20 protein-coding genes are annotated in these 26996 nt (G+C 48.7%); 4 read left to right on the top strand and 16 right to left on the bottom strand.

Annotated elements, in window-relative coordinates; translation table 11 throughout:
- Positions 1 to 34: 34 nt before the first annotated feature.
- The 14 genes from rplT to DSZ37_RS04910 form a co-directional block, all read right to left on the bottom strand.
- Positions 35 to 388, bottom strand: coding sequence for a 50S ribosomal protein L20 (gene rplT, locus DSZ37_RS04980; RefSeq protein ID WP_028521362.1), 354 nt, complete (start codon positions 386 to 388; stop codon positions 35 to 37).
- Positions 389 to 461: 73 nt separating this feature from the next.
- Positions 462 to 665: a 50S ribosomal protein L35 gene (gene rpmI, locus DSZ37_RS04975; RefSeq protein WP_019678115.1), complete on the bottom strand. Its 204-nt coding sequence runs from the start codon at positions 663 to 665 to the stop codon at positions 462 to 464.
- A gap of 13 nt (positions 666 to 678) precedes the next feature.
- Positions 679 to 1203: a translation initiation factor IF-3 gene (gene infC, locus DSZ37_RS04970; protein WP_028521361.1), complete on the bottom strand. Its 525-nt coding sequence runs from the start codon at positions 1201 to 1203 to the stop codon at positions 679 to 681.
- Between the two features lie 235 nt (positions 1204 to 1438).
- Positions 1439 to 2071: a stage II sporulation protein R gene (locus DSZ37_RS04965; protein ID WP_181380249.1), complete on the bottom strand. Its 633-nt coding sequence runs from the start codon at positions 2069 to 2071 to the stop codon at positions 1439 to 1441.
- Positions 2072 to 2112: 41 nt separating this feature from the next.
- The gene (ftsH, locus tag DSZ37_RS04960) at positions 2113 to 3945 is read right to left on the bottom strand and encodes an ATP-dependent zinc metalloprotease FtsH (RefSeq protein ID WP_109725846.1); all 1833 of its coding nucleotides are present in this window, start codon (positions 3943 to 3945) and stop codon (positions 2113 to 2115) included.
- A 152-nt stretch (positions 3946 to 4097) separates the two neighbouring features.
- Positions 4098 to 6764 carry a glycoside hydrolase family 9 protein gene (locus DSZ37_RS04955; RefSeq protein ID WP_181380248.1) on the bottom strand — a complete coding sequence of 889 codons (2667 nt, stop codon included), beginning with the start codon at positions 6762 to 6764 and terminating at the stop codon, positions 4098 to 4100.
- Between the two features lie 35 nt (positions 6765 to 6799).
- Complete coding sequence (locus tag DSZ37_RS04950; protein ID WP_242978569.1) at positions 6800 to 8707, bottom strand: glycosyl hydrolase; 1908 nt, start codon at positions 8705 to 8707, stop codon at positions 6800 to 6802.
- 183 nt (positions 8708 to 8890) lie between these two features.
- Complete coding sequence (locus DSZ37_RS04945) at positions 8891 to 9793, bottom strand: leucine-rich repeat domain-containing protein (RefSeq protein ID WP_109725844.1); 903 nt, start codon at positions 9791 to 9793, stop codon at positions 8891 to 8893.
- 283 nt (positions 9794 to 10076) lie between these two features.
- Positions 10077 to 11126 carry a Cna B-type domain-containing protein gene (locus tag DSZ37_RS04935; protein ID WP_181380247.1) on the bottom strand — a complete coding sequence of 350 codons (1050 nt, stop codon included), beginning with the start codon at positions 11124 to 11126 and terminating at the stop codon, positions 10077 to 10079.
- Complete coding sequence (locus DSZ37_RS04930; RefSeq protein WP_109725841.1) at positions 11110 to 12027, bottom strand: class C sortase; 918 nt, start codon at positions 12025 to 12027, stop codon at positions 11110 to 11112. Before DSZ37_RS04930 ends, DSZ37_RS04935 begins: the two co-directional genes overlap by 17 nt.
- Positions 12028 to 12122: 95 nt before the next feature.
- Positions 12123 to 13880, bottom strand: coding sequence for an isopeptide-forming domain-containing fimbrial protein (locus DSZ37_RS04925; protein ID WP_109725840.1), 1758 nt, complete (start codon positions 13878 to 13880; stop codon positions 12123 to 12125).
- Between the two features lie 65 nt (positions 13881 to 13945).
- Positions 13946 to 18679, bottom strand: coding sequence for a carbohydrate binding domain-containing protein (locus tag DSZ37_RS04920; RefSeq protein WP_109725839.1), 4734 nt, complete (start codon positions 18677 to 18679; stop codon positions 13946 to 13948).
- Positions 18680 to 18704: 25 nt separating this feature from the next.
- Complete coding sequence (gene lepB / locus DSZ37_RS04915) at positions 18705 to 19277, bottom strand: signal peptidase I (protein ID WP_109725838.1); 573 nt, start codon at positions 19275 to 19277, stop codon at positions 18705 to 18707.
- Between the two features lie 48 nt (positions 19278 to 19325).
- Positions 19326 to 19670, bottom strand: coding sequence for a hypothetical protein (locus DSZ37_RS04910; protein WP_109725837.1), 345 nt, complete (start codon positions 19668 to 19670; stop codon positions 19326 to 19328).
- A 496-nt stretch (positions 19671 to 20166) separates the two neighbouring features.
- Between DSZ37_RS04910 and DSZ37_RS17645 the strand changes: the two genes are divergently transcribed.
- From DSZ37_RS17645 to DSZ37_RS04900, 3 genes are read left to right on the top strand one after another with little or no spacing between them, the layout of a single operon-like run.
- Positions 20167 to 20343, top strand: a complete 177-nt coding sequence (locus tag DSZ37_RS17645; RefSeq protein ID WP_181380246.1) for a hypothetical protein — start codon at positions 20167 to 20169, stop codon at positions 20341 to 20343.
- A 1-nt stretch (position 20344) separates the two neighbouring features.
- Positions 20345 to 20929, top strand: coding sequence for a signal peptidase I (lepB, locus tag DSZ37_RS04905; protein WP_109725836.1), 585 nt, complete (start codon positions 20345 to 20347; stop codon positions 20927 to 20929).
- Between the two features lie 16 nt (positions 20930 to 20945).
- A complete protein-coding gene (locus DSZ37_RS04900) occupies positions 20946 to 21830 on the top strand; it encodes a class C sortase (protein WP_109725835.1) in 885 nt (294 codons plus the stop codon).
- A gap of 72 nt (positions 21831 to 21902) precedes the next feature.
- Here DSZ37_RS04900 and DSZ37_RS04895 read toward each other — a convergent pair whose 3' ends face one another.
- On the bottom strand, positions 21903 to 23381 hold the full coding sequence (locus DSZ37_RS04895) for a penicillin-binding transpeptidase domain-containing protein (protein WP_109725834.1): 1479 nt from the start codon (positions 23379 to 23381) through the stop codon (positions 21903 to 21905).
- A 219-nt stretch (positions 23382 to 23600) separates the two neighbouring features.
- Between DSZ37_RS04895 and DSZ37_RS04890 the strand changes: the two genes are divergently transcribed.
- Positions 23601 to 25304, top strand: a complete 1704-nt coding sequence (locus DSZ37_RS04890) for a S41 family peptidase (protein WP_109725833.1) — start codon at positions 23601 to 23603, stop codon at positions 25302 to 25304.
- 201 nt (positions 25305 to 25505) lie between these two features.
- Here DSZ37_RS04890 and DSZ37_RS04885 read toward each other — a convergent pair whose 3' ends face one another.
- Positions 25506 to 26954 carry a penicillin-binding transpeptidase domain-containing protein gene (locus DSZ37_RS04885; RefSeq protein ID WP_109725832.1) on the bottom strand — a complete coding sequence of 483 codons (1449 nt, stop codon included), beginning with the start codon at positions 26952 to 26954 and terminating at the stop codon, positions 25506 to 25508.
- Positions 26955 to 26996 lie beyond the last annotated feature (42 nt).

Below are 26996 nucleotides of genomic sequence, written 5' to 3'. Positions count from 1 at the left end.
GCTCTTTATAAAAGGAGCGTGTTTTTAATTGCAATTAAAGAGCAGCCTTTGCCTTGTCAGCGATCGCTGTGAAGCCTGCTGCATCGTTGATAGCGATCTCGCTGAGCATCTTTCTGTTGAGAGAGATACCAGCCTTCTTGCAGCCGTTCATGAATGTTGAGTAGTTCATGCCGTTGAGCTTAGCAGCTGCGGAAATTCTTGTGATCCAGAGCTGTCTGAACTGTCTCTTCTTCTGCTTTCTTCCGATATATGCGTAGTTGCCTGACTTCATTACGGCCTGCTTAGCCATCTTGAAGTGCTTGCTCTTTGCGCCCCAGTAGCCCTTAGCAAGCTTTAAAGTCTTGTTTCTTCTCTTACGAGTCATCATTGCACCTTTAATACGTGCCATAGTCTTTTACCTCCAAAATTAAAATTACGGGAATTGCGCTCAGTACCATGCGGAATAACTTTTCCGCTTCCGATTACATATAAGGAACGAGCTTCTTGATTGTAGGTGCGTTTGTGCAGTCTGCTACACCTGCGTTACGAGCGATTCTCTTGCGCTTAGTGTCCTTCTGAGTAAGTCTGTGTCTCTTGTTGGTGTGCTGGTACTTTACCTTACCGCTTCCTGTAATCTTAAAACGCTTCTTAGCGCCCGAGTGAGTTTTAACCTTTACCTTTGCCATTATATGATCCTCCTTACTTAGCGGCCTTGGGCGAAACGAACATTACTATGCTGCGTCCCTCCATCTTAGCCGGCTTATCCACAGTGCCTGCCGCAGAAACTGCTTCCTTGAAGCGATCAAGCAGCTCGCTTCCAAGTTCCGGATGTGCAATAGCTCTCTTACGGAATCTTACCGACACCTTGAGCTTATCGCCGCCCTGTAAAAATTTGACAGCCTGATTTACCTTCGTCTCGAAGTCATGTGTGTCTATTGTGGAGAACATTCTGATCTCCTTGATAGCAACGACTTTCTGATTTTTCCTTGCTTCCTTCTCACGCTTAGCCTGCTCAAAGCAATACTTTCCGTAGTCCATGATACGGCACACGGGCGGTGTTGCCTGCGGAGCGATCTTAACGAGATCCAGATCCTTGTCGAAGGCTATCTGCTGAGCCTCTTTGGCGGATAAAACGCCAAGCTTTTTACCGTCAGCGTCGATTACGAGTACTTCCTTGTCTCTTATCTCTTCGTTGATCTGCAGTTCCTGTTTGCTAATAGTCAAGCACCTCCAAGCAATATAATTTAAAAACAAAAATGAGTGCAGAAATTATCCGCACTCACCAATACACACTGAATATATCCCCTGCCGCAAGAACAGCAGGATATCCGATACATATTGACCGTTTCAGCTTAGCCCGACGGTGAGAACGCATAGTTCTGCTTTGTTTACTCAAATATTATACATCACTGCGGGAGATAAGTCAAGCGTAACTGTGAAATTCGTGAAAGTGCACAGTTCAGTCATCTATCAGGCTCTTGATTTTATCCCATATTGCAAATCTCACCTTGTATTTCTTAGGCTTTTTGAGGATATCAAGCTCCTCGTCGTCAAAATACTCCTCCTCAGCCGACTCGTCCTCGGCGACATCTGCCTCCTCGTCCTCGCTGCCGCACGCCGCGGGAATACACAGCGGCGGATACATGACGCACCACCAGTTATGTCCCTCCGCCTTTCCTATTTTAATACGGAGCGCTTTGTACTCCCCAGACGGCATGGTGATGTCGCCGTAAACGCGGTCGGTGAAGTCCGTTGTCTCAAGCTCTGCGGTCACACAGTCGGTGCAGCCGTTTTCGCGGAGGACGTCCTCAGCAGTATCCTCAATGTCGCCAAGACGCTCCTGCACTATGGCTTCCGCCTCTGAAAAGTCGGATGCTCCGCTGAAATAGCCACTCCGCAGCAGCTCGTCACGGACAAGGAGCTTCAGGCGCTGGTCCTCCTCGCTGTCGGAGTTCGCCAGTATGTGCAGCCGCAGCACCCGTCCGCGGAGCCCGTCCAGCCTGCGCCCGTCCCGTATGATGCTTCCTGCATTTGAAATAAGTATGGTCAGTATAAGACCTGCTGCCATGACAGCCGATGTTGTCCTTTTCAATAGTATCACCTCATCGGCTATCATTGGCAGTTTTTTACGGTTTATGCAGTCACCAGCGGCTCCTTGTGGAGTATAGCCATGAACTCCTCTCCTGTGATGGTCTCTCTTTCAAGGAGAAAACGGGCTATCTCATGGAGCTTGCCGATATTGTCGGTGAGTATCTGTACTGCCTTGGTATGAGCATTCCTTACGATGCTATTGACCTCATCATCTATCTTTGCCGCTGTTTCCGGAGAGCATACCAACGAGGCATCCCCGCCGAGGTAGCGATTGTTCACGGTCTCAAGGGCTATCATGTCAAACTTGCTGCTCATGCCGTAGCGTGTGACCATGGCGCGGGCAAGCTTTGTCGCCTGCTCGATATCGTTGGAGGCTCCCGAGGTACAAGTGTTGAAGATAAGCTCCTCTGCCGAACGTCCGCCTGTGAGGGTGGCTATCTTGCTGAGCGCCTCCTCCTTTGACAAAAGGAACTTCTCGTTCTCGTCCACCTGCATGGTGTAGCCGAGAGCTCCCGATGTTCTGGGGATTATGGTTATCTTATGCACGGGCGCGGAGTCCTTCTGCATTGCCGCTACAAGGGCGTGCCCTACCTCGTGATAGGCTATTATCTCCTTCTCCTTCTGGGAGATGACTGCGTTTTTGCGCTGATAGCCTGCGATGACTACCTCAACGCTCTCCTCAAGGTCGGACTGGTTCACGGCGCTCCTGCCATTCCTTACGGCTCTCAGAGCCGCTTCGTTGACAATGTTGGCAAGCTCGGCGCCCGATGCTCCTGCTGTCGCCCTCGCTACGGCGTTGAAGTCAATTCCGTCAGCAAGCTTTACCTTTTTGGCGTGAACTTTCAGCACAGACTCTCGCCCTGCAAGGTCGGGGAGCTCCACGGGGATGCGCCTGTCAAAGCGTCCCGGTCTCAGCAGCGCAGGGTCAAGGGACTCGGGTCGGTTGGTGGCGGCAAGGATAACTACGCCTTTTTTGCCGTCAAAGCCGTCCATCTCCGTGAGAAGCTGGTTGAGGGTCTGCTCGCGCTCATCGTTGCTGCCCATCTGCCCGTCACGCTTCTTGCCTATGGTGTCTATCTCGTCGATAAACACTATGCAGGGAGCCTTTTCCGTTGCCTGACTGAACAGGTCACGGACCTTCGCAGCACCCATTCCCACAAACATCTCCACGAACTCGGAGCCCGATATGGAGAAAAACGGCACCTCTGCCTCGCCTGCAACTGCCTGTGCAAGCAAGGTCTTTCCCGTACCGGGAGGTCCAACAAGCAGTGCTCCCTTGGGAAGATCGGCGCCTATCTCGGCGTACTTGCCCGGATTGTGGAGAAAGTCCACTATCTCAGCCAGCGCTTCCTTGGCTTCGTCCTGTCCTGCTACGTCCGCAAAGGTCTTGCCGGTCTGCGCCTTTACATATATTTTGGCATTGCTCTTGCCAAAGGACATGGCATTGCCAAGTCCGCCCATACGTTTTCCAAGGCTCTTGAAAAGCAGGTTCCAGAGAACAAACAGGAATATCATCGGGATTATCCAGCCAAGAAGGAAGCCTCTGAGAGGGCTCTGCTGCTGAAGCTTGCCTGTGAACTCCACATCTCCGCTCTCGTGGAGCCTCGTCACAAGGTCCGCGTCGTCTATGCGTACCGTGGAGTAAGCCTGCTCCCTGCCGTCCTCCTCGACGGTGAAGGTTATCTCGGTATCCTCGATCTGCACCTTTCTGACGCTTCCCTCGTCTATGCAGTCAAGGAAAAAGCTGTAATCAGCGTCCTTTACGGAAGCCTGCGTAAGTCTCGGCATTACAAGCGCGTTGAATATCATCAGCAGCACCAGACATATCACTATGTAGACCGCATACTGCTTACGCGGATTTTTTTCTTCATTCATATGAATTCATCTCCTACATCAAGTACGACAAAATTATAACATACTCCCTGTGAAAATACAACAGGTAAATTGTGAGAGAAATGAAAGTTTTGTGAAAATCCGCAAAGCAAAGCGGCTGCACATTTCTGTACAGCCGCTTTCGGTAAATTATATCAGAGTGTTTTTTTCTTGTGAAGGAGGAAGAGCTGTATCTCCAGCGCATCGTTGCCGGTAAGACCTTGCTCTCCGTCAACATCGCCGTTCAGTCTTCCCTGCTCGGTAAGGCAGTTCTCAAACGATCCACCTACGCCGTACTTGTTGGGGCTTGCAATCGACTGCATAACAAGGATAGCGTCTGCAAGCTCGACATTGCTGTCACAGTTTGCATCACCGCGTACCACCTTGCCGTCGGGAGCAGTTGCAGTAACGGTAGTTGTTGTTGTTACCTTTGTTGTAGTTGTAGTCGTGGTCGTCTTGGGTGCTGTTGTAGTTGTGGTGGTCTTGTCCTCCTTGGGTGCCGGCTCCGTTCCGTCAGGCTCGATACCGCCTACCAGAACGCCGTCAGCGTAGATACAGATGTGATCTGCTTTTTCCTCCGGAGGATCATCAACTGCGAAGAAATCGCCGCTGTCACCTATCTTCAGTCCCTCATAGCTCCAGTCATTTGTAGGATCCCAGAAGTCTCCGTAGTACATACCGAGGTCAAACTGGTACTTCTTGCCTGAGTTTGCGATAACGTAGCCGTCCCATGTTACCTCTACATAATATGTATCCGGCACCTTATCGTACTTGAAAGGTCCTGAGATAACGCCGTCTGCGCCCTCGTCGCCTGCCTCAGTGCTTGACTGATCGTAGAGCTCGCGGACTTCCTTCAGTCCGTCGATTCCGTTCTTCATCTCGCTGATGTTGAAGTAGTAGCGTACTGATGTCTTCTTTGAAGGTGATGTCTCACCTGTGAGTACCTTGAATGATATCTGTGTGGTTCCTGCACCGTCGCCGTTCTTGTTGGGCTTGTCGATACCGAGTGCCTCTACCCAGTAGCCGCTTCCGCCGCCTTCCGAACCGCCGCCGTATACTCTCTTTTCGTCAAGAGGAGGGAAGTTCTCGGTAACTGCCATCTCGGGTGTTCCGAACATCTTGTACATACCTGCACAAGCGCCTACGAAGGCTGCGTTATAGTCGATGGTTACCTCGTTCTCTCTCCAGTCATTTGTGCTGTCGCTGTGTGCATCTGCATCATCGGGACCGCCTGCAAGTGCGCCCCAGAGGATGTGCTTCTGCTCACGGGGATCCTCAGCCATGAGAAGTCCTGATGCTGCACGGTGGTGAGGATTCTTTACGGACGTATCATTGTAGCCGACAACGAAGGATCTGGGACCGTGTGTACCGTTCTTGCCCGCAAGAACTGTCATCTTCTCGGTCTCCTTGAATTTGATATCATTCTTTCCCAGAACGTAGTCCATCTGGGTCTGAGCCCATTTGCTCCACTCACTTGCCTGACCGTTGTTGTTGTACTTGTCGTACAGGAGGCAGATGAGCTGCATTGCTGTATTGTAACGGCAGCTTCCCCACTCGTTGAGGAATGCGAAACCGCCCTTGGTCTCTTTCTGCTGCCATGTCTTGAGGCACTTACCTACACAGTCATTGTCCCAGAAGTTATCGAATACATACTGGTTCTTGCCCTGTGCGTCTCTTACCATCTGTACAAGGTCAAGATCGGGGTGTTCCTGATTGATAACTGCCCACATAACGCCTGCGCCTGACCACATATCGTTCCAGCAGTAGCACCAGCCTGAGGGTGCATAGTAATCAAAGTAGGGTGCAGCCAGCTCAAGAGCTGTCTTATCCTCTGTTGCCATGTATATCCACGCTGCTGCCCAGCAGTAGTCATCTTCCCACTTGCTTGAGCCGTAGAACTCTCCGGGTCCGTCATTGTTATCGGAGAGCAGAGGATCCGAATCCTTTTTCTCTGAGGGCGGGAATGCCTTTATCGCATCGTTTGTGAAGTTCCAGAGTGCCTTTGCATAGTCAAGTGACTTCTCTGCATACTCGGGATCTGAGTCCTTGAAATTGAGATAGTTGATAGCCAGTGAAGCACAGGCAGATACAGCGTAGTCGATCTGAGGCTTGTCGGCTGTCAGGAAGAAAGCAGGACGAGGCATTGTGTCTACCTCGGGATTGTTCCAGATCTTATGGTCGATCTCACCGAGACCTACCTGATAGCAGTGTGCTATGACCTTGCCGTCCTTGTCCCGGAAGGTACACTTCATAAGGTAATCGTTGAAGTGGCGGAGAATGGTCTCCATGTGAGCATCCTGTCCGAGCTGCTTGAAAACGTCCTTGTACTCGTAGTAATCCCATGCGAGAGTTGCTGCGGTGTAGTTTTCGGGCATACCGAACTCAACGTGGTCACCTGCGTCGTGGAATCCGCCCGCTACGTCAACAGTGCCGTCGCCGTCGGGGTCAAGGATATCCTTGTACTTCTCGATAAATGACGCTGAAAGATTTACGCCGCTCTTGGTGCTCTTATCCTTCTTTCCGTCCCATGGTGTAAGCGGAACGTGTGCATCATAAGTGTGGCAGTTTCCTCTCCAAGGAAGAAGGTTTTTGCCTTCAACATCGTCTCCGCACATATTCGCATCGTAGAAATAGAGCGAATACTGGAGTGCTCTTGCGTAGTCTATATCCAGACCTGAGTCTGTGACTACTTCACTGATGGGGGCGCAGAACTGCTGCTCCGTCTCAGTGTCCGCAGCCTGTATGGGCATCGACGATGCCATTGAGACTGCCGCCGTAGCAGCACTCAGCGCTGCGGCGATTATCTTCTTTGAAAGCTTCATAGTATTATTCCTCCCTTTTATAATCTGAAGCAATTTTAATCCCATTTTGTAAGCCTGAGGAGATATCTCTGTATCTCCAGTGCGTCGTTGGCAGTTATGCCCACAACGTCTTTGTCAACGTCTCCGTTGCGCTGTCCCTTTTCGGTGATGTGCTGCTCATCGCTGCCGTCAGTACCGTATTTGTTCGGGTTCGCAAGAGACTGCATTATCAATATAGCGTCAGCCAGCTCAACTGTTCCGTCACAGTTAACATCGCCCTTCATATAATCGCTGTCCGAAGGGAGCTGTGATGTGGTCGAAGTAGTTGTCACCGCTGTCGTCGTCACTGCCGTTGTTGTCTTTGAAGGAGCATCTCCCTCATTTATGGGGTACTTCTTCAGGTCGGGCAGCTCATCAAGAGTTATACAGTAATCGCTGTTGTATATCTCCTTGAGATTGTCCACAGGGTTGTTCTGCTCGCTGGTGAGAAAATTCATGTACCACGGGCAGAAATACAGCCATGCAGCCTTGTCGTTAACAAGGTTCTCCAGCGACGGTATGGAGTCGTTTTCGGACATCGTCACCATCTTGTGGCAGTCCGTGCTCTGTACGAGGCTGTAGAATGTGGACGATATAGAGCTGAGATTGGGCATTCCGTCCGCTGCATTGTACTTGTCGTAGCCCACTATATCCACCACGTCGTTTCCGGGGTACCATGCGGCAGATGTGGGGAAGGTATAGCCCGTCCACACCCAGATAAGGTTGTCCAGACCGTACTCGTTGGTGAGCTTGTCATATAGGAGCCTGTACAGCTCTTTGCAGGGCTCGGGTCCCTCTGCGCCCCACCAGAACCAGCCGCCCTCGGCTTCGTGGAGAGGTCTCCACAGCACGGGAACATCGGCTTCTTTAAGCTTTTTCAGCTCTGTCGCCAGAACATCTATGTCCGCCAGCAGCACCTCGTGCTCCCAAGTGCCCTCCTCAAGGGCTTTGGATATGCTGAAGGTGGTATATGTAGCCGCCGCAGACTTCACATAGAAGGCTGTTTCCTCGCTTCCCTTTTCAAGGGGCACGTTCCAGTGCCATGTGAGAGTAGCTATGCCCTTGTACTCGTTTACCCACTGTATAGCTCTCTCGGGAGCGTGGTCACGCCACGTCGAGGTGGAGTTATACGCCAGCAGGTCGATGCCTCTGATGGCAGGCTGCTTGCCTGTTGTCTTTTCAATATACTGGAATTCCGCCTCATTGTCCACAATGTAATTCTTGGTGGTCGGGTCGGCGTTGATGTTGTAGTTGTGCTCGCCGCAGTACTCCTGCTGACCTGCGATGATATGGTTTCCGTAGGTGTCACAGAGGTAGCTGTACAGCCTTTTTGCCGAGTCGGATGCATTCGGGTTTGAAAGCGTCCTGTCGGGACTCAGTTTGGTGAGCTTTTCGGATGCGGGCTTCAATGTGAGGTAGTCGTAATACGCATAGCCCCAGTAAGCCTTCAGCTCAATGGTGTTCTTTCCCTTTTTAAGGTTCACCACGCCGCCCGAGGTCTCCTCGAACTTTGTGTTGAAGGGAAAGCTGACTTCTCCCTGATTAACGCCGTTTACGTTCAGGTACTGGACCTTCTTGTTGAGGTCGGTGGGCTCACAGTAACAGATAGTCAGCTCGTAAAGCCCGTCCGCAGGCACCTCCACATCAACGCTGATAGTGGTACCCTTCTGGTCGAGGTACGCAAAGCCGCTTCCCGAGAATTCGGAAATCTCCCATTTCACATCGGCATCGGGCTTGCTTTTTACCCCCGAGGTATAGAACTTGCCGCCCGAGGTCTTGCCGTCCTCGAATTCGTACTTCAGCACAGTGTCCGCTGCCGAAGCACTTTTCCCGTCTTTCATGGCAGAGGGAAAACTCATCGCCGCCACAGCGATGAAAGCAGCCGCCACAGTGCAGGCTGACCGCTTTATAATCTCTTTCTTCAAATTGATCCCTCCAGATCGGAATATTAAATTTTCAATATCAAGCTTAAAATTTAAGTGCCTAAATTAAACTATAAGCTTAACGCATACTTCCAAATTTATAATAGCACATTTTCTGTGAAATTGCAAGGGATTTTATGAAACATTCCTAAAAATGGTCTGTTTTAATGAAAACGCAATTAATGGTCAGTCTTTGTCTTCATTATTTAAGCTGTCACCGCTGCCCTTTCCGAATACCAGCCATAGTACCGCTGTGCCCAGTGCTCCGAACACTGCAAGTCCTGCCCACGCCGCCGCGGGTATGCCCTCATCAATGGGCTGAAGCTCCGCAAAGGCTGCCGCAGAGGGCTCCTCTGCCATGAACGTCAGATCGTTATCACGGGCGTATCTTTCCGCTTCCGTGCCTGTTTCTCCGAGGATAACCAGCTCAGTCTGCTTTTTCATAAGATTACCGTCGCAGTCCCAGCCAAGAGCCTCGGCACCTATGGTCTTCACAGACGGCGGTATATAAATCTTTTCCAGTCCTCGGCACATATAAAAAGCCCTTTCACCGATAGTCACAAGAGAGTCACCTGTGTCAAGCCTTTTTAGCTCTGTACAGCCTGCAAAGCAGAACTTATCCATGGTCTCAAGGCTCTCCGGAAGCTCCGCCGCAGTAAGAGATGTGCAGGCTCGGAAGCAGGAATCGGGCAGGACTTTCAGGGTCTCGGGAAGCTCCACATAGGAAAGCGCTCCGCAGCCGCAGAAGCACCCCATGCCTATCTCCTCCAGCCCGTCGGGCAGGATAACGCTCTCCAGCTCGTAGCAGGCGTAAAAGCTGTGATGACCTATCTTCTCTACCGTGTCGGGAAGCCTTATCCACTTCAAGGTGTGGCAGTTGTAGAATGCGTTGTCCCTCACCTCAGTAACGGGGCACCCCTCGATAAAATCAGGGATATCTATGTATACAGGCTCCCCCGTGAAGCCTACGATTGTGACCTCGCCGTCTATTATCGTGTAATCGTAGCTGCTCCCGTGAGCCTTCTCGGCGCTGTCCCCGCCGCCTGTCAGCGTCAGTGCAGCGACGGCAAGCATTATCAGTTTCTTCATAGCAGAATCCTCCTATGAAAAAAGTATATCACCTGCATCCCTTTCGGGAAAGGAATAATTCACGCTAAATACCGAGGTTTCCCGAAAAAAAGCCGCTTTTGGCAGCATTTTCCGACAAGGGCTTCCCGTTTATCCTGTCGCGTTTTGAAGAAGCTCCGCGAAATATTTCCCGACAGCTGCATCTTACAGCTGCAAAAAAAGCTGCCGGCACTTTCGTACCGACAGCCTTTACCCCTTCCATTTCCTTCCGAGGTATCTCAGCGCTGAGCGCTGAACTTTTCAATTAGTCGTTCTTCTTTCTCGGCTTCATTGAGATGCCGAGTCCGACGAACATCAGTCCGCCTATTCCCATGGGAAGCACAGGCCACCAGAGCTGTCCCGTCTGAGGTATCTTCTCCTTTGTGGTAGTCGTCGTTGTGCTTGTGGGAGGAACTGTTGTCTGGGGAGCAGTTGTCTTTTCGGAGCTTCCGCCTGTCGTTACCGATGTTGTCGTAGTTGTGGTCGTAGTCGTTGTGGTCGTATCTGTTGTGGTTATTTCAGTAACGGTCTTGTGGCGGTTCCTTATAAGGAACTGTGTTTCCGTGTGCTCGACCCTGACCTCATAATCAGTGGGAACTACACGCTCGGCAACTCTCCACTGTGAAGAATTGTCGAGAGCTACCCAGCGATACTGCCAATCATTGCTCTCATCAAGAGTTACGGTGTCGTAGAGCTCCTCATCCTTGAATATGTCAACAGTTACATAGGTCGGACGTGCTGCATAGGCGTTGTCGTCATCTATCCACACTTTTCTGACTGTGTATGCTGTTACCTGTTCACTGAGAGTCACTCTCACTATCTTAGGATATGCGTCATATGTGGTGCCGATCTCATCGCCCTTTACCTCCATAAGCAGAGGTGAGGGCTCATAGTAGTAGACTCCGTCCTCAAGAGGATAGCCTACTGCAAGATAAAGTCCGTCGGACAGTCCGCTGAATACAGCATCGCCTTTTTCGTCCGTATAGCCTTCTGCAAGTGCGCCGAGCTTCTTCTGTATCGCATAGCTCTCAAGAGTCTGTGCCGCATGGCTTATGTTCTCCACCGACATATCCCCGAGGTCTGCCTGACAGTCTGCAAAATCGCCTGTCAGTACAAAAGAATCGCCTTCTCTTTCGCCTGCTCTGTAGATCTTCCAGCGCATACCTTTAAGTATTACGTCATCTTTTTTACACTCAAGAGTGATGCTCTTGTCAGAGGCTGCGGAAAAATCTATGGGAGCCGCCAAAGAAAACACAAACAGCATACAAAGCATACTCATTAACAGGCATATGGCACTTTTACGGACCTTCTGCATTCTCATCACTCCTTTTATTATTTTTCTCAGAGGCTTCAAGTCCTCTGAAATATTCCTCTACGGCTCTGCGGCTCCTTTCCGCCGCGTTCCTGCGCTTCTTTCCGCCGCCGAACATCATAATGATGAACAGTACAAGCAGTATGGGTGCTGCTATAACAGGCGCTACGATTATCGGTGATATTATTAAGCCGTCATTGGCTACATAAACCTTCATCTCCTCCGCGGTCTCTATTCTCCTTCCCCTGACAAGGAGTCTGTGAGAATTGATACCGTATGGAGTACAGGTGAACAGAGTGCAGTAATCCTCATTCGGGTCTATGGCAAGATCGTCGACCTCGTACGGCTTTACGGTCTTTATCTGATCCACCTGATATGTGAGGACGTCTGACAGCACCGTTATATGAAAAACGTCGCCTATCTCCATCTTGTCAAGGTCTGTGAAAAGCCTTGCACTCGGAAGTCCTCTGTGTCCCGACAATACGGAATGCGTACCGACGCCGCCTACGGGAAGGCTCGTCCCCGGCAGATGTCCTGCCGCTATCTGAAGAACGTTATCATTAACACTGTGGTATATGGGAAGCTCCACCTTGATCTTTTCAATGGTGACATATCCCATTATACCCGTTCCCGTAATGTCAAGCGTATCGTTGTAGCCCTCCACAAGCTCGGGGTGGAAAAATGCGTCCTTAGTGGAGGCAAGTCTGCTGTTATAGTCGTTTGCAGCCCTGATAAGCTGATCGTGCTGCTCATCGCTCATTGACTCTGCTATGCGGTTGTACGCCTGTATGGCGTGCGACTGGTGCATTGCGTTGATATGCTCGCTGATCGTCGGATACAGCAGCAGTGCCAGTCCCAGCAGCAGTGCCGCAAATGGCAGCGACTTCAGTAAAAAGCGCTTCATCAAAAGCTCCTTGAGAAATATTTATGGTCATGCAGCGGAGGGAAAACCTCCGCTGCATTCGGTTATTCAGTATATTTTTTCAGATCGTGTTTCGCTTAGTTGTCCTTAGCCATTCTCTTCTTTGTGATCAGAAGAACGCCTGAACCTGCAACGAGAAGTCCGCCGAAGATGTAGAACAGCTTAGTACCGATACCACCTGTTGAAGGAAGTGTGTTGCCCTTCTTGTTCTTGATGGTGATCTCGTATACCTTTTCAGTGTTATTAAAAGTGAACTTGTTGTTGCTGATGGACCATGTAGCTGCATCTTCTGTCAGTGCTGTTGCTGCGATTTCGAATGTCTCATCGGGAGCCTTATTGTATGTGTCGGGAACTACTGTCTCTTCGAGTGAGTAATTTCCGGGCTTGAGACCGTAGAATGTGATGTAACCCTGTGCATCAACTGTTGCCTCTACTGATGTGCCCTCTGTTGCCTCTACAAAATCACCTGCGGTATCTACCTTCTTATACTTGGTCGTACCGTCATACTTTGCAGATGTTGCTTCAGTGGGAGCTGTCTTTGTGTATGAGCCATCCTTTAACTTGTAGTAATCGCCTGCTGTATCAGCAACGAATGAAGAACCTGAAGCTACCTTTACGTTCTTGAGGTTTGTACCTGTGAGTTTGAATGATGCACCTGTCAGGGGCTGAGTATTCTCGTCGACCTTCTTGATCTTGATAGCTGTTGTAAAGGTGTTTACCTTATCATCAGGTGTCTTACCAACTACATCGCTGGGCTTACCCTCCTCCGGAGGCGTAGGCTCATCGGGAGTTTCCGAAGGAGTACCGTCGCCCTTGTAATTAGGATTGTTGGAGTATGTCAGGTTAGCTGTATTGGGATTGCCCTTTGTACGATCGATCTCTGCATTCTCATTGAGAGTTGCGCTATATGTAATCGTTACAGGTGTATTCTCAGCTATGTTATTAGCCTTGACTGTTTCGAGGAAGTTTTCAAATACTACCTTTATCTGAGTACCGTTCTCGACCGCTTCTTTAACGATATAGTACTTCTGATTCTCTGAAGGTTTGATCGTTTCATCATCCTTAGTAATAACAAGATCATCGCCGATCTTGACCTGCATAGAATCGGGATTGAATGTTAAACCGGGTGAAAGAGTATCGGTAACTATGAAGTAATAATGATCGTATCCTGTGAGCTTAGGTACGTTTGAACTGAGCTTGTAGTATACATCATCGCCGATAGCTGCTGTATTTGCATCTACGGGATTAGTACCGTCAGCAGCTGTGATCTTCTTCTCCAGAGTAGGAAGCGAGAACTTAGGTGTTATAGGCTCGGAATCTCCTATTACCCTGAGGATATTGGCACTCTTGATATTGCCTGCTGTGCTGTCATCTATTACAAGATACCAGCCATCCTGATTTTCAACTTCAAATTTGAAGGTGTCTCCTTCATCTGAAAGCTCTGTTCCTGCACCCTTAGAAAGAATTTCATCATCATTGAACACCTTTGCGAGACCGTCGTTATTTGTGTAGCCCTTGATCATATCAGCGAAATCAGCAGGTGTTGTGTCGGCTGTGAAATTCTTAAAAGTTTTAGAATCAAATGTCTTTAATGCGGTTGCAAGCTTTTCACGATTAATAGCGGTATTCCACTCCATAGCTGTAAGGGTAGTTCCATCTGATGCAAGTGTACCTGTTATCAGCGGGAAAGCCTTGTAATTGTGTGTAGCTTTATCACCTGCTACCTTGTTTATAGTTATGGATGTTGCAAAGGCTGTCATGCCTGTTGCTGCTAAGGGTGTGATAGCCATAAAGGCTGCTGTCATCATCGCTAATGCGCGTTTATTATTTTTCATATGATTTCCTCCATTTTAATATTGTTTTATTTGACGGATGCGTTTTACACTTTCAGGAAGCCATTTCAATCACGCCTCCTTCTGCGCCTGCCTGCGGCGCATCCGCTAAATATTCCCATTGCTGTCAGGAATCCGCCGAGCACATAAATGCCTGCGGTTCCTCTGCCTCCTGTTGCAGGAAGCTTGTACCAGATGTATTTGTTCTTGACAAGTATCGGATCATCACTATCGTTTGTTGCTGCGCCATTGCCGCTGTATGAAACGAGATAGCTTTTATCCGTATCATTGGATTCACCTGTCAGAAGCTGTGCGTCATTGGTAACATTTATCCACTGATTATTCGTCTTATCATGGATAGACACCTCTTCGATGTAGTACTTGTAAAGGTAATTCTGTGCATCCTCCTCTATACGATGGTTAGAATCATCAGTCGTATTATTCCAGTAGTATTTCCAGCCCGAATTCTTATCAAGGATTATCTCCTTTACATCGAAGTAAGGATCATTCTCGTATGTGCCAAGAAGCGTCATAGGATTTGTTACCGAATCCTCTTCCAGACCTGTTATATACAAGCTGTTATCGGAATAATACCTGCCGTTTGCTACATGATAGCCATCCATTGCAGGCGGTGTATACGGCTCGGTGACATCTGTGATGGTGATATTATGGACTCTGAACGGACCGTTACTGTCGCCCTCAAAATAGATGTACATATTCTCGGTATCAGCATAAGCGGGTATTTCAAACTCGCCGCTGAGAGCATTATCCTTGTAAGCATTGTTGCCTTCCTTTACAGCCGCTGAACCAATATTCTGATATCGGCTTTTGGCTATACTCTCATCGTTCTCATGGCCTTTTATAGTATCAATAGATAAGGTTACTTTACTGAGACTGCTGTCTCCGTGACCCTGAACATAAGCGTCAAACTTATATTTATGTCCCTTCACTAACTTCATTATCGAATTATTAAGCTGAGCACCATGCCAAGTGTCGTTTCTTCCGCTAACTATCATATAATCAAAATGATTATCATTATCATGATCGTTAGACAATTGTGCAGTGCCGCGAGCCTCCCAGTCACCAACAGTATCGTTGAACGCAATGCTGTAAACCGTTCTGTCGGGAATTATCTCAACTGTACCGTCAGGTTCGTCAGTCTTGTCGGGACTGTTTACTCTGATGCCGTCCCTGCCTTCGATGGCTATGAATTCATCCATGTAGAAGGTATCCGCTTCACAAGGATAATTATCATAATCATTCCCCTTAGGAACAGTCTCTACAAGCAGGTACATACCATACGGGTCGATTTCAGCAGGAAGCTTTATGGTTCCTGTAAGCTGTACCCATCCATTGCGCGGGGCGTCAACAAACGGGTCTGTAATTGGCTCAAAATGACCAAGTCCGTTATTGAACGTCATCTTAAAGCGCGTTGCTTCCGGGCTCTTGACATACACACTGAAGGTATATGTCTTGTTTACCTTGAACAGCGCCGGATCAAGATTAAGTCTTGCGCCGCCCCATGATTTCGTTCTGCCTGTTATCGCAAGGCAATCCTTCTTAGCATACGCTCCCGCATCAGAGGTATACGATACTGTACTGCCGTTGGGCAGCCAGCCGTTTTCGCCATGTGTGAACGAATGATGCAGTATCATCTTTGCATCCTTCGCTGTGTTTGAAGTTACCTTTATAGTCACTTCATTCGGCACGGAAGGATTATCAGGATTCGTAAGTGCAAGATTATCAAGAACAACAAATCCGTCGTCGTACTTTGCGCTGAGAGTGCTCGGGCTCTTCACAGGATTATCGGGGTCAATGACCTCAACTCCCTCGGGAAGCTCGCACCTTATCTCCGCAGCTCCTCCTGCATATACGCCCTTGTAATTCTTAATATCCACTCCGTCATACTGTTCGGTAGAGTAGCTCTTTATGAGATTACCTGCTTCATCAACGATATTTACCTTTACCCATGTAGGAGTGCTGTCCTTATAACCGACTCTTTTACGCGTCAGACGAAGCTTTACCTCCTTATCATCATAAGAAATGTTTTCCCATTTCTTCTCAACATTTATCTCCATCTGTCTGGCGTCGGTATTCGTTATTACCATTGCGCCGGAAGCGTCGGTTCCGTATGCCGCCTTGTATCCCTTCGGAACATTGAGCTCTTCAACAGCGTATGTGTAAATGTGGTCACCGTAACGCGAAAGAAGATGTGTTATATCATAGCCTTTCGACCATTCTCCGCTTGTGATAGCGAAGGTCCTTTTCTTAACGCCGTCTTTCTTGAGCGCTACCTGCTTGGTCTGTCCTGTTACGGAGTCTGTACGCATGACCTTGAACTTTACCACAAAATTCTTCAGCGTACTGTTTTCGCCAAGCTCGGGGCTCCATTCCTTTTTGACCTTTATATCGGTAAATTCTTCCCTGATGGTATTCTCGAAGTTATAGCTGTTCATATCATTCAGTACAGCTCCTTCTGTTTCGGCTGCACCGTTGATGATGGAAAGCTCTGTTTCCTTACCGTTCTGATCTTTAACAGTTACCTTATTGAATACCTCGGAGCTCATCTCAACTTCAGGTCCGTTGTTCTGAGGATTATTACCGTAACCTATTTCAACGACCTTGAACTTTCTGTCCTGTCCGAGATCATCGAACTTCTTTCTTTCTCCTGCCTTTATCTTAAAGCGGTTGTCTTCCAGATAAAAAGGAGAATCGGGATGTTCGCTCTGTGGTATTACCCACGTTTCATTTGCCTTATCCCATTCATATACCTGGAACCAGTAATCGGTATTATCGTATGTCTTGTCAAGGTGTTCACCATATTTGACATCCTTGGTTACCGACAGAGGCTTCAGTGTAGGAAGGTTCATCTCCATTGCAAGGTTTGAATAACAGCCGCCTCGCTCAAGATAGAACATTTTTATTTCGTGTGTGCCGTTGGCATTATTATACCAGTTTGGTATATAATCCGTGATGGGCTTTACTATCCATTTATCATTGCTCTGCTGAGAAGTATTTAGGCTGATGGGCTTTGGAAGCTCATTCCAAGCATCAGCAGCAGTTTTCTCGCCTACCTGATTTCCATACTCATCATAGACTTTATATCCATTTATGAGCTCGGGTGAATGCTGGAGAACATAACTATAAAGTGAATTTTCCTCATCAGGATCAGTAAGCCTGTCCCTTACTTCATCCAAGGATACTCCATCGCCAGTGGCACCGTTATCCTGTGTCCATACAAGGCCGTTTGAAAAGTCTATCATACCGCCTGCAGGCTCGTGGATACCACCCAGATCAAGTGCAAGTTTTTTGTCAACATAGACCCACATATCATCGTCGCCGCTGTACTTGAAAGTTATCGGCTCCTTAACATTGACTCTGTCAAACTTGTTGTTGACGAAGGAAGCTTCCATAGTCATTCCGAAATGATGATTATAACCGTTACCGTCATAGTTAGGGTCTTTTCTGCTCTCATCATATTCGTCAAACGGGAAAAATCCTATTTTGAAACCTGCATTAACGTCCTCGTTGCCATAAACTATCGGATTTCCATTATCGTCAAACTTATTATAGTTTGTCTCGTTAGCTTTATGGTGAGCGTCATTGACGATATCAAAAGTGGTTTTGTACACTTCAAAATTATTGGTTTCCTTATTGAAGTAAGCGTAATTATCATTACTGTTAAAAATAAGATGATCTACGCCGTTTACGCTTGTCTCTTTCCTGAGCAGATGGTTTACGCCCTGATCTTTTACTCCGTTATATACCTTCTTGTATTCGCTCATATCCACACCGTCTACAGTTGTATCCGGAGAAAAGAGGTACTTGAGACTGTTATCCGAACCTACTACATGAGGATAGCCGTCTGCTCCGAGATCAGACTGCACTATGCCCTGAACAGCTCTGTTTCCCGAATACTGAGGATTAGAGTTATAATCTCCTGCGTAGCTGTTTTTATCAGGGTGATAGTACTGTTTTCCGTCTTCGCCAATATAATTGTAGACTCTATCGCCGCCTTCTACGACCGCGCCGTCAAGTCCCTTTGGTACAGGCGTACCATATGCAAAAAACAGGATATCATCCTTTGCGTTTCTGCCGGTGTTGATGCCGCTTTTCAGGTAACTGCTGTGTTTATATGGCGGAGCACCAATAACCTGATAATAGCCGCCGTTACCATCCGGCTTCCACTCTCCATCATATTCGTAATTATTGCCCTGTCCTTCAAGTTCTCTGTATTCAGCAGAAGCGTCAGAGCCGCCGTAATCAAACAGAGTGAACTTGATGCCTTCCGCAATGTTATCGATAGTATTGATAACATCCGGTTTATCACCTGCCAGAGCGATCATTTCGTTGGAAAGCTGCAGCTGAGGGATATCGCTCACCAAGAGCTCCTCCTCAGTTTCCTCATCCAGATCATAGACCACCTCATCATCAGAACTCATATCTGATGCCATGATCTCGTCTTCGGTGAACGTATCCTCATCGGTATAGCAGCCGAGGTCGTGGATATGTTCCTCATAGCCGCAGACAAGCTGTCTTTCGTAGCATTCCTCCGTATGAGTATGCTCCTCATTTTCCTCCAGTCCGCATATGAGAACATCCGCGTAGCACTCATCTGTATGAGTGTGCTCGGGTACACCGCATTGTTCTTCGTTCACCATGGTAATGCCCGTATCACGCAGCCCCCAGAGGACGCCGGATGATACAAGCATCGAGAGAACAAGCAATAGCGAGATCATGCGCCGTCGCTTGAGACTGTTCTTATGAATAAGCTCATAAAAACCGTCATTATAGTTTTTCATCCTATATCCCGTCCCCCTTTCTGAGTCATTTTATCGGCCAGACCTTGAAAAAGACCTTACCGATGATCTGATCCTTGCCCACACAGCCGATAGCCGCGCTTCTGCTGTCCACAGAAGTCTCACGCCTGTCGCCTAAGAGAAAGATCTTATTATCAGGGACCAGATACGGAAACTCGATCTCGCATACGCCGAGACTTTTCTCGGTCACATAGGGCTCATCCAGCGGTTTGTTGTTAACGCTGACATTTCCCTGATCGTCCATATCTATCACGTCCCCGGGTAAGCCGATAACGCGCTTGAGGAGAGTCTTGTTCTGCCATGATACACAGCAGAGGTCTCCCTGTTCAACGTCATCAGACTTAACAAGCACAAGTATGTCTCCGTTCTTCAGTGCGGGCTCCATACTGGTGCCCGACACCTGAACAACGGGGAAGAATAATGTTGAAGCCAGCACTGCCAGCGCCGCTACTACTATAAGTATGGAAACGGTGCTGAGCAGAGTGCCAAGGAATTTTTTCTTGTATTTTATCTTTCCAAGCTCGGTCTCGATCTGCTCCTTTGAGGGCATTGTGACCGGCTTCTTTTTATCAGCTGCCATTTAAGTGCTTCTTTCCGTATATCGTAAAGTGAAAGCGTTCGCTTTTCACTATTTCTTGTTATCTGCCTTGTTCCTTGCCTTTGAGACTATCTCCGCAGCCTCTTTTTCAGCCTGCTTTATGATCTCGGCAGCCTTCTGTTCCGCCTCCTCATTTGCAAGCCTGACCTGCTCGATGTAATCATCGGCAGTTTTCTGTGCGGTCTCAAAAAGAAGATCGAGTCCGACTACAGCCTCTGCGATCGAACCCGCTTTACTTATTTTAAGATTTTTTGACTCGAGCTGTGCCCGAAGCTCACCGATCTCTTTTACGAGTTCTTCCTGTTTCTTCTGATATTCATATATGATCGCGATAAGATCGCTGCGTTTAAGCTTTCTGAATTCTTTGTCCGTCATATTAATGCTCCATATTATTTTCCAAATAGCGTTATATCTTTTTTACAATCTAATTATACCATCTGTTGAGTGCGCTGTCAATCAAATTTGTCAACTTTTAACATTTTCTTCATCACTTCGTCGCTTTAAACAAAGCTACCGCCCATTTGCTGTAAATATCGGCAACAATAAGAAAAAAGTTCCACAAAGTTCCACTTTGTACAATATGTTATTTTAAATATAAATACTACAAAACATAATATAAACACCTGTTTTATGCCAGTTTCAACAATCCGCTCATTTTTAAATGTGTATTATGCACAAATGCGTTAACCATTACTTTATTCAAAAAACATATATATTTCACCAATATAAAATCCGTGTTTTTAATTGACTCAGCGTTCATAATGAAGTATAATATAATAAGGAAATGACAAAATCCCCCGATTCGGCAGCAATGCTATAAATTATTTATATAATGACAAATATTACATTTTGTATATTAAGGAGAAAAATTATGACCGACAGACAATTAAAGAAACTGAAGCGCTCAGAGCTGATAGAGCTGCTCTACTATGCCCGTAAGGAGATCGACAGGCTCAGTCAGGAAAACGAACAGCTAAAAAGCAGACTCGACAAGCTGGTGGGTGAGGCTCTCCATGAGACCTCAGACGCCGGCGGAACGGAGTCCTGATATGAAAGGCGATAAGAACTACGAGCTTCCGACGGCGGAGCAGCTGAAAAACGAAATGGACAGGCTCAGATACAAGCGCAGCTACATACGAACTCTCACGGGCACCATCGGTGCTCTGATAGCAGCCGCAGCAGCAATTGTGCTGCTCTCTGTGCTTGTGTTCCCTGTCATGCGCGTGACAGGAAACAGTATGCAGCCCACTCTAAAAGAGGATCAGGTAATCATGTGCCGCCGCTCCGCTCATGTAAAACAGGGCGATATCATCGCCTTTTACCACAACAAAAAAATACTCGTAAAGCGCGTTATCGGCGTTTCGGGAGATACTGTGGACATCGGCACAGACGGCAGAGTCACCGTCAACGGCAGCGCTCTCAGCGAGCCTTATGCAGCTCTCTCCGCAGAGGGAGAATGCGATATCACTCTCCCGTTCACCGTTCCGTCGGGAAGATACTTCGTTATGGGCGATGACCGCGCAGTCTCGGTGGACAGCCGCTCATCTGCCGTGGGCTGCATTGCTGAGGAAAATATCATCGGCAAGGTAAACATGATAATCCTCCCTTTCAGCGACGCCGGAAAGCTGAACTGACATCGGAGGCGATACTATGAAAAAGAAAAGCAGTGTCATCACTACTATGCTCATAGTGGTCATGATGATAACAGGGCTATGTCTTACTCTGTACCCCTCATTCAGCAACTGGTGGAACTCCCGTTTGCAGTCCCGTGCCATCGCCAATTACGACCGCGCTGTTGCAAATCTGAGCAACAACGAAAAAGAGGACATACTCCGCAGAGCAGAGCAGTACAATGCCGCCCTCGCCGAGCTGAGCGCTCCGTTCAATGACTACGGTCAGATAGATGGCTACGACGATATCCTCGATATTACGGGCACAGGCATTATGGGATACATCACTATCCCGAAGATAGACGTTTACCTCCCTATCTATCACGGCACAAGTCCCGAAGTGCTGAATATCGCCGTGGGACATCTTCAGGGCTCATCCCTCCCTATCGGAGGAGAGGGCAGCCACGCTGTAATATCCGCCCACAGAGGTCTCCCCTCGGCGCGGCTATTCACCGATATAGACCAGCTCATTGAGGACGATACATTTACGATCACAATACTGGATGAAGTCCTCACTTACGAGATCGATCAGATAGTCACCGTCCTGCCTTATGAGAGGGACGAGCTCAACATAGTCCCCGATGAGGACTATATCACTCTTATGACCTGCACTCCATACGGTATCAATTCCCACAGGCTCCTTGTCCGCGCACACAGGATAGATACGGTATATCCGCATAATGTCAAGGTGCCATCGGACGCTGTCATGGTGGACGATATGAACGTCTACGCTGTCATCATATCGGCTGTTCTGATACTTCTGCTGATATACTGGATCATCTCGGGCAATGTCGGCAGACACAGGCGCTTCACCGATGAGTCGGTATACAAAATACCGCTGAGGGACGAAAGTAAAAGCAAATAATGCCATATAAACAGAAAAGCCATAGCGCTCCGATAACGGAAGCACTATGGCTTTGTTTTTATTTCAGCTCTCTCAGTACGAAAGAACTGTATTGATCACTCCCTGATAGAGACTGCCTGTCTGGCTTGCAAAATCAAATCCGAAGTCAGCAGGGTTCTGGAGCTGCATAACGATGATGTACGAGCCGTTGGCGCCGTAATCATTATAGTTTGTGTATACCGGCTTCTGCGCGGAGTTGTCGTTGACATTTCTCAGGCAGCCTGTGATGTAGAGGAAGTCTCCCGCTCCTGTCTCAGCTGTTCCTGTCTTTGCGTAGAACTGGTAGTTCTCGGGGACGTAAAGTCCGAGATTATTGGCAACTCCCGTCATGCCGTCGAGAAGATTCTGACGGCAGTTCTCGGGAATACTTCCCAGCACTTCATAAGGAGCGCTTCCGGGGAGCACCTGAGTGTACGGGTCGGTGGTATCCACCACCTGCTGAACCACAAAGGGCTTTACCATGTCGCCGAATATAGCCTCTCTGCCCAGTGCTGCAAGATATATGGGGCAGGTGCGGACATACGCCTGTCCGAATGCGCTCCTGCGCAGGTCATCAAGGCAGTATATCTCGATATTATTCTCAATGGGACCGAAGTCGCAGTTGATAGTGTCGCAGAAATGGAAGATGTTGTTAAGATCAGCCAGTACAGTATCGGTGCCAAGCTGGTCAAACACCTTTGCAAAGTAGATGTTGCTGGAATTTACAAATGCGGAGTAGAGAGTTCTCTCGGGAACAGGATACCAGCCTGTGTCGTGGTCCCAGTTCACTATGGTGGCTCCTCCGTCCACCCATGTGCCGTCGTCATAAAGAGTGGTTATGCCGTTCTTGTCCGCAATGACCTCGGACATTATCTTGAAGCAGGAACCCGGCGAGGCGTTCTGGAAAGCCTTGTTGGCTATGGTGCCTCCGCTGAGACTATCCACATATGTAGGGTCGGAATAGAAAAGCTCCGGGTCATAAGTGGGATAGGACACCTCCGCAAGTATGGAGCCGTCTGTCCTAAGTACAACTATGGAGCCTGCCATGCCCATATTCGCCATATAGGAGCACAGTGCGGTCTGGACGTCTGCGTCTATGGTCAGTCTTATGGACTGTCCCACGTTATTCTCCGCAGTTACGGGTGTTGGATTCTTGACACGGAGAATATCTCCGAAAACGTCATCAAAGCCCGCAGAAGCCTCACTGACTATATTGCCGAATGAATATGCGTAGCCCTGACCATAGGTACGCTGCTCCTCGCCGCCCTCGGCGTAGGTGCTGTATGTTATAAGATTATAATTCGTATCGTAAATATTTCCCTTGTAAACGGGTTCTGTCGTCGTTGTCGTTGTTGTCGTTTGTTCTGTTGTGACATCGGCTGGCGCTGTATCTCCACTCTCCTCGGAAGCAGCATGAGGACTGCTGTCCTTGTGGAATTCTATCTGTCCGACCTCCGATGAACAGGACGGAAACGACGCTATCACAGCTGTTGAGATCAGCAGCGCGATCAGCTTTTTTCCCCTCGATATCATCCTGATTACCGTCCTTGCTATCTATATCTTAAAGCCCCGTATGCCGTGCATAAGTGGCTATACTATAATTATACATTTTTTTCCTTAATTCGTCAATACGTTTTAAGAAATAATCGAAAAAAAGTATAACCGCTCTGATACATAGAGCCGGAACACGTTGACAGACGCACTTCTATGATGTATAATTTAACTTAACATCACATCTCGCGGAGATCACTTATGAGCGATATTATAGGAACGCTGCGCTTTAGTCTGGCAGGCGCAGACAAGGTGCAATTTGTCTGGTCAGGCGCCATACTGCTGACCATCGCCATACTTGCCGTGCTGCACCACAAATGGCGATATTACGACGGTCAGCTGAAACAATGGAAGAAGCTCTGCTTCATACCTTTTATCATATCATTGCTCCACTTCATTATCTATACTGCACCGCATTTGCTGCAGAACTATACTCCCATGTATCTCATATCACTGCTTCCGCTGATCACTGCGCTTTGTGCCGAGCGCGACAAGGGGTACAGAAAAGTTGCCCCTATAATATGGGTACTGACAGCTGTCTTCGGTCTGCGCTTCATATCCGCCGCTTCCGATATCCATAATTACACGCGCAAAAGCTACTCTGATTCTTTCCACTCTCTTGTAAAGAAAATGGACAAGCGGTACGTTCTCAAGGAGTGGAAGGAGATAGACTTTTTCGCCCTTGAGGACAAGTATATGCCTATGGTGAAAAAGGCAGAACAGGAAAAAGATCCTGCCATGTTCGCAGACGCTGTTACATTATTCTGCAACGAGCTGCACGACGGTCATGTCTCTGTCCACTCGTACTATGACAAAAGTAAATATCACTCGGCATTCGAGCCGAATGACTACGGGATGGCTATGATACAGCTTGACAGCGGCGAGGTCATCGCAGTCTGCACTGACGAGGCTATACACAGTCTGGGTATCACCGACGGTACTGTCATTACAAAATGGAACGGAAAGCCCCTGTCTCAGGCAGTGCAGGAGGATGTCATCTATGACGACGAAGCTGTAAAGGCTAACGCCGACAAACTGGCATTCATCGAGCTTTCGGGCATGGGCGGAGATACAGTTGAGGTCTCATTCATCGGGAGCGACGGCAAGGAGAAGTCCGCTGTGCTGTCCGCAATGGAAAACGGAGACACCTACGGCGATGCACTTGACGCCCTCGATCATTTCCCAGAAGACACTCGCGAGCTGTACTCCGCAAACTTCAGCACCAAAATGCTGGACGACAAATGCGGCTGCCTCGTTCTCAGCGCAGAGTTTACGGGCGGCAGTCTCCGCGATGATCTGGACTTTTACAAAGGTGAGAGCAAATGGTCACGTGAGATGTTCCGCAAAAAGCTCCGCAAACTGAAAGCACAGGGCATGGAGTACCTTGTGGTGGATATGCGAAACAATGGCGGCGGGAGCGGTGTTGTGGGCTACGCCCTTTGCAGTCTGCTCACCAATGAAGATATGTTCGCCGCAGGTCTCGGTATGCGCAAGAACGGAGAGTACGTTCAGTTGGCCGAGCAGAGAATAAAGGGCGACGGCGAGTTCGCAGACCTTAACGTAGTGGTCCTCGCCAATCATAACTGCGTCAGCGCAGGTGACAGCACCGCCTTTTGCCTGTCAAAACTTCCTAACGTTACCCTCGCAGGTATCACCGATCCCAACGGAAGCGCTCAGATAACAGGCGGACGCTGCTTTCTCTCAAAGGCACTGGTTTCTGTAAGCTTTCCCGTCTGCCTTATGCTCAACGAAAACGGCGAGCCCGATATCGATCCCCGCGCCGACCGCATCAGCCGTGATCCGTGTGAGGTGCGTATACCGCTGGACCGCGACGCGGCTATGAAGATATTCCGCGATAAAGAGGACTACGAGCTGGAATGGGCTGTGAAATACCTTGAACAATGAGTAGCTCGTAATTTAACACCGCAGATGTTAAATCACGAAGTCCTTAGCCCTTAGCTTTTAGCCATCAGGGAACGGCTTCGCCGTTTTATCCGCTCCTGCAATGTCTGTTTGCGGGACGTCGAGGACGCCGTCCCCTGCATTATGCCAACAGCTTGAATAAAAATGCCCCGAAGCACTTTTAATGCGCTTCGGGGCGTGTTTTTATCTTCCTACTACTATGTTCATTACTCCTCTGTAAAGTCCCGAGGACTGAGAAGCAAACTCAAAGCCGTGTGCCTCGGGGTTCATGACCTGCATCACAACGATGTATGAGCCATGCTCGCCATAATTATCGTAGTTTTCATACACTGTCGAACCGTCGTCGGAGTCGTTTTTGGCGCAGCCCGTAATATAAAGGCAGTCGCCCTTCCAGCCCTCTGCGGTACCTGTCTTGGCATAGAAGCTGTAGCCCGCAGGAAGCTGTACTCCCAGTCCCGAGCCTACTCCTGTCATGCCATTGAGAAGGTTCTGGCGATAGTCCGCAGGTATGGAGGCGATAACGTCCAGCGCCTTTGAGCCCTCCCCTATCTTCTGCGCTCCGTCAGAGCTTACGATGTCCTTGACTACGAAAGGCGTGACCATGTCACCGAATACGGCTTCTCTGCCAAGTGCCGCAAGGAATATGGGACAGGTCAGCACATAGGACTGACCAAATGCGCTCCTTCGCAGATCGTCAAGACAGTATATCTCTATATTGTTGCTGAGAGAGCCGAAATCGCACTGTATATCATCATCTGCTCCGAAATGGAATATGGAGCTGAGATCGGCGAGAACATCATCTGCTCCCACCTCCTCAAAGGCTTTCGCAAAGAAAATATTGCTGGAGTTGACAAATGCAGAGCTGAGTGTGCGGTCGGGTATGGGATATCCGCCCTTGTTGGTCTCGTGATCCCAGTTTACGATGGGCACTCCGCCTACCTCCCACGTTCCGTCGTCGTAGAGGGAGTAAACTCCGTGCTTATCGGCTATGACCTCGGACATTATCTTGAAGCAGGAACCCGGCTCGTAATTGCTGAAAGCCTTATTGCCCACATCACCCCACGCAAGATCCTCGTCGTACTTCTGGTCGGCAACTGCGTTGGGATCGTAGGATGGATAGTTTACCTGCGCCATGATAGAGCCGTCTGTTCGCAGACACACTACCGAGCCCACGATGTTGTTCTGCTCCATATAGCTGTATATCTCGTTCTGTACGTCACCGTCAAGGGTAAGGCGTATGGACTGCCCTGCCCCGTCACTCGACGGAGTTGTAAGTATATCGTCAAACGCGGTGTCGTAGCCGTCCGACATAACAGTGATTATGTTTGCAAAGGATACTGCATAGGGCTCCGCGGAAACACGGCGTTTTCCGTCCTCGCCTGTGGAGAGAAGAAGCCTGCCCTTTGCGTCGTAGAAGCTTCCCTTTTCAGCCGCAGCTGCGGTCATGGGCTGTGTGGTGGACTGCTCTGCTGTGGTCTCCTCGGGAGCAGCCTCTGTAACAGCAGCAGCCGTTGTCTCGGTCTGTGCACCGCTGTTCACGTCAGCCTGTCCCACAGATGAGGAGGAACAGGACGCAAAGCTCGCAGTAAGCGCAAATGAAGCGGCAAGTGCCGCGATCTTTCTTGTATTCATTATATCATTCCTCGGTTTCAGTATTTAGAGATGTCATTTACA

Origin of the sequence: Ruminococcus flavefaciens, from assembly GCF_900116855.1 — a bacterium.
In the GTDB taxonomy this organism is placed as follows: domain Bacteria; phylum Bacillota; class Clostridia; order Oscillospirales; family Ruminococcaceae; genus Ruminococcus; species Ruminococcus flavefaciens_R.
This window is presented reverse-complemented; position numbering and strand designations above follow the sequence as displayed.

Excerpts from the sequence above, each read along its gene's own strand:
- DSZ37_RS04930 (WP_109725841.1), bottom strand. The coding sequence starts at position 12,027 with ATGAAGCGCTTTTTACTGAAGTCGCTGCCATTTGCGGCACTGCTGCTG.
- DSZ37_RS04955 (WP_181380248.1), bottom strand. The coding sequence starts at position 6,764 with ATGAAGCTTTCAAAGAAGATAATCGCCGCAGCGCTGAGTGCTGCTACG.
- DSZ37_RS04935 (WP_181380247.1), bottom strand. The coding sequence starts at position 11,126 with ATGCAGAAGGTCCGTAAAAGTGCCATATGCCTGTTAATGAGTATGCTT.
- lepB (WP_109725838.1), bottom strand. The coding sequence starts at position 19,277 with ATGGCAGCTGATAAAAAGAAGCCGGTCACAATGCCCTCAAAGGAGCAG.
- rpmI (WP_019678115.1), bottom strand. The coding sequence starts at position 665 with ATGGCAAAGGTAAAGGTTAAAACTCACTCGGGCGCTAAGAAGCGTTTT.
- lepB (WP_109725836.1), top strand. The coding sequence starts at position 20,345 with ATGAAAGGCGATAAGAACTACGAGCTTCCGACGGCGGAGCAGCTGAAA.
- DSZ37_RS04895 (WP_109725834.1), bottom strand. The coding sequence starts at position 23,381 with ATGATATCGAGGGGAAAAAAGCTGATCGCGCTGCTGATCTCAACAGCT.
- DSZ37_RS04890 (WP_109725833.1), top strand. The coding sequence starts at position 23,601 with ATGAGCGATATTATAGGAACGCTGCGCTTTAGTCTGGCAGGCGCAGAC.
- DSZ37_RS04920 (WP_109725839.1), bottom strand. The coding sequence starts at position 18,679 with ATGAAAAACTATAATGACGGTTTTTATGAGCTTATTCATAAGAACAGT.
- DSZ37_RS04885 (WP_109725832.1), bottom strand. The coding sequence starts at position 26,954 with ATGAATACAAGAAAGATCGCGGCACTTGCCGCTTCATTTGCGCTTACT.
- rplT (WP_028521362.1), bottom strand. The coding sequence starts at position 388 with ATGGCACGTATTAAAGGTGCAATGATGACTCGTAAGAGAAGAAACAAG.
- DSZ37_RS04910 (WP_109725837.1), bottom strand. The coding sequence starts at position 19,670 with ATGACGGACAAAGAATTCAGAAAGCTTAAACGCAGCGATCTTATCGCG.
- DSZ37_RS04900 (WP_109725835.1), top strand. The coding sequence starts at position 20,946 with ATGAAAAAGAAAAGCAGTGTCATCACTACTATGCTCATAGTGGTCATG.
- DSZ37_RS04945 (WP_109725844.1), bottom strand. The coding sequence starts at position 9,793 with ATGAAGAAACTGATAATGCTTGCCGTCGCTGCACTGACGCTGACAGGC.
- DSZ37_RS04925 (WP_109725840.1), bottom strand. The coding sequence starts at position 13,880 with ATGAAAAATAATAAACGCGCATTAGCGATGATGACAGCAGCCTTTATG.
- DSZ37_RS17645 (WP_181380246.1), top strand. The coding sequence starts at position 20,167 with ATGACCGACAGACAATTAAAGAAACTGAAGCGCTCAGAGCTGATAGAG.
- ftsH (WP_109725846.1), bottom strand. The coding sequence starts at position 3,945 with ATGAATGAAGAAAAAAATCCGCGTAAGCAGTATGCGGTCTACATAGTG.